The sequence below is a fragment of the Mesorhizobium sp. M7A.F.Ca.CA.002.09.1.1 genome, from assembly GCF_003998555.1.
GTDB lineage: Bacteria > Pseudomonadota > Alphaproteobacteria > Rhizobiales > Rhizobiaceae > Mesorhizobium > Mesorhizobium ciceri.
On sequence record NZ_RZRR01000655.1, the window covers coordinates 1 to 3,274 of the forward strand.

At 62.5% G+C, this 3,274-nt stretch carries 3 protein-coding genes; 1 reads left to right on the forward strand and 2 read right to left on the reverse strand.

The window, feature by feature from the left end; genetic code table 11:
- Positions 1–1,086, reverse strand: a 1,086-nt coding sequence (locus tag EN994_RS23915; protein WP_348631685.1) for a peroxidase family protein, incomplete at its 3' end; no start/stop codon positions are given.
- 265 nt (positions 1,087–1,351) lie between these two features.
- On the opposite strand from EN994_RS23915, the gene EN994_RS23920 reads away from it, so the two are divergent.
- On the forward strand, positions 1,352–2,299 hold the full coding sequence (locus EN994_RS23920; protein WP_013530140.1) for a hydrogen peroxide-inducible genes activator: 948 nt from the start codon (positions 1,352–1,354) through the stop codon (positions 2,297–2,299).
- Between the two features lie 20 nt (positions 2,300–2,319).
- On the opposite strand, the gene EN994_RS23925 is transcribed toward EN994_RS23920, so the two are convergent.
- Positions 2,320–3,033, reverse strand: coding sequence for a DNA helicase (locus EN994_RS23925; protein ID WP_013530139.1), 714 nt, complete (start codon positions 3,031–3,033; stop codon positions 2,320–2,322).
- Positions 3,034–3,274: the final 241 nt, after the last annotated feature.

Consider the following 3,274-nt stretch of genomic DNA (forward strand, 5'->3'; position numbering starts at 1 on the left):
CTTGGACGGATCGTGGGCATCCGGCACGGTTCCGGCGCCGGCGCCGCCCTTCGGCGTCCACTGATGAGCGCCCGCCGGGCTCGTGGTCAGCTCCCATTCGAAGTTGAACAGATTGTCGAAGAAGTTGTTGCTCCACTTGGTCGGCGTCGTGGTCCAGGTCACCTCGAGGCCCGAGGTGATGGCATCGCCGGCGATGCCCGTGGCATGCTTGCTCGACCAGCCGAGGCCCTGCGCCTCGATGCCGGCGCCTTCCGGCTCCGCACCCACAAGCGAGGCATCGCCGGCGCCGTGGGTTTTGCCGAAGGTGTGGCCGCCGGCGATCAGCGCCACGGTCTCCTCGTCGTTCATGGCCATGCGGCCGAACGTCTCGCGAATATCGCGTGCCGAGGCCAGCGGATCCGGCTTGCCGTTCGGCCCTTCCGGATTGACATAGATCAGTCCCATCTGGACGGCGCCGAGATGGCCCTGGAGTTCGCGGTCGCCGGAGTAGCGCTTGTCGTCGAGCCACTTGGTTTCCGAACCCCAATCGACGTCCTGTTCGGGTTCCCAGACGTCGGCGCGGCCGCCAGCGAAACCGAAGGTCTTGAAGCCCATCGATTCCAGCGCGACGTTGCCGGTGAGGATCAGCAGGTCGGCCCAGGAGATCTTGCGCCCATATTTCTGCTTGACCGGCCACAGCAGCCGGCGCGCCTTGTCGAGATTGGCATTGTCCGGCCAGCTGTTGAGCGGAGCAAAACGCTGCTGGCCGGCCCCGGCGCCGCCACGGCCGTCGCCGATGCGGTAGGTGCCGGCACTGTGCCAGGCCATGCGGATGAACAGCGGCCCGTAATGGCCGAAGTCGGCCGGCCACCAATCCTGCGAATCCGTCATCACCTGGTGCAGGTCCTTGATCACCGCATCGAGATCGAGCGACTTGAATTCCTCGGCATAGTCGAACTCTTCGCCCATCGGGTCCGAAAGGTTCGACTGCTGATGGAGAACGCCAAGGTCCAGTTGGTTCGGCCACCAGTCACGGTTCGTCCTGCTGGAGGATCCGTGCGCAACGGGGCATTTGCCGGCACTGGGATCATCGGTCTGTGCGTCCATGTTCTTCTCTCCGATCGTGGCTGTGTTGAGCTGTTCAACTGCTGCGTGAACAGGGACACAAAAATGTCCCTGTAGGCGGTCCGTTTCATGGCTGGCGCGATGACCTGAGCCCGATACGCGACCGAATATGTTGGATGTCCTGTTGCTGCGGGCATGCGCCTCACCAGGCGGTCCCGGCTGCTCCTCATCTTCGTTACGACTCCTATAGCAAAGCCGCTTGATTAATTTAAGTTGGATTTCCTGATTGCAGCGATAAGATGACATTATGACAAACCTGACGCTGAAGCAGCTGCGTTATTTCGAGGCGCTGGCCCGGCACAATCATTTCGGCCGCGCCGCCGATGCCTGCTCGATCTCGCAGCCCGCCATCTCGGTGCAGATCCGGGAGTTGGAGGAAACGCTGGGCACGGAGCTTTTCCAAAGAGGCCCACGCCAGGTCCGGCTGACCAATTTCGGCGAGGAATTCGCCTTGCGCGTCCGCGACATCCTGCGCTCGGTGGATGAGCTGACGGATCTGGCCCGCGCCTCGCGCGACCGGCTGGTGGGACGGTTGCGCATCGGCGTGATCCCGACGATCGCACCCTACCTCCTGCCTGCCATCATCGGCAACCTCGCCCGCATGCATGACGGGCTCGATATCCACGTGCGCGAAACGCAAACGCAAAAGCTGATCCAGGAACTGGCCGACGGCCGGCTTGACGCGGCCATCGTCGCCTTGCCGGTGTCGGAACCCTCGCTGACGGAAATCGTGCTGTTTGCCGAGAACTTCGTGCTGGTCCGGCCCGGCGAGGACGAGGGAAAGCCGGTCCCCAACCGCGAAATGCTGCGCGAGATGCGGCTGCTCCTGCTGGAGGAAGGCCATTGTTTTCGCGACCAGGCGCTGTCGTTCTGCAACATGCATTCGGCGCGGCCAAGGGAGTTGCTGGACGGCAGCTCGCTGTCGACCCTGGTGCAGATGGTCGGCGCCGGTGTCGGCGTCACCTTGATTCCCGAAATGGCCGTGCCGGTGGAGACGCGCTCGGCGGCGGTGTCTGTCGCCCACTTTGCCAACCCCCAACCGTCGCGGACGATCGGCATGATCTGGCGCAAGACAAGCCCGATCGCCAAACAGCTGATGCTTATATCCGAAGTGGTTCGCCAGGCGGCCGAAACGTTGCGCGCGCAGCACAATCCGGCATCGGTTGAGCTGAACTTGGTAGCAGCCGCCCAATGAAGGCTTGGCTGACCCGATCGTCAGCCTGCCGCGTGGAACCGGATCTCGCCCTTGTTCAGGAAGCAGGTCTTGTTGAACAGCGACAGATCCAGAGGGTTCGGCAACCGCACATCGCCGATATCGGGAACCGGCTTCTGCGCCGGGTCGTAGGACCGGTCGATCTGCGAGATGAAGACGAGGATCAATCCCCTGTCGCCGGCAAACGCTTTCAGCGTGCGAACCTGCGCCATCAGCTCCGGATTTTGCCGCTTTTGGTCGAGCAGTTGCAGGTAGTCGATCACCACCAGCGTGCCGCGCGGCGCCGAGCCCAATGCCTTGACGATGTAGTCGGCGCTGATGGCGTCGGAATTGTCGAACACGAACCGGTCGTTGAACTGCACCGGGTCTGCCCCGATGGCTCGAAATCGGTCGAGCACATCCCGCTGCGTATACTCCAGCGTGAAGAACACGCCCCGACTGCCGGACTTCATGGCTTCGATTGCCAGTTCGAGACTCATCAGCGTCTTGCCGTGGCCGGGTCGTGCACCCACCAGGACCAGATCGCCGGGCGCAAGTTGCGCAAACAGTGTGCCGGCAGGCGCCGCCCCGGCTGCCTTGGCCGCAAGCAGGCTCCAACTGGCGAAGCCTTCCCGTACTGCAACACGGTCAAGCGCTTCGTGGAGCGGAATTTTGGCCTCGCGGGACAACAGCCTGGCTTGACGCTTCAGATGATAGATGGGCGCGGACAGCTTCATGACAAACCTCCTGGTGCGAGCCGTTTTCGCAACCCCTCCTTATGCCAAGCGCTCGAACAGTTGGTTCGGTGATGAGAGAGCCCTGCATGGATGATGCTTTCCCGGCGGAGGGAGGAGGCGTGAGCCACGCCAGAATCAGATGATAGCTCAATCCCTGCGTATCGAAAATCGCGGAACTCGAGAGATCAGGTTCCGAACCCGCGGCTTTTCGCGATAGGAATTTTTTCTTGACTCCCTGCAC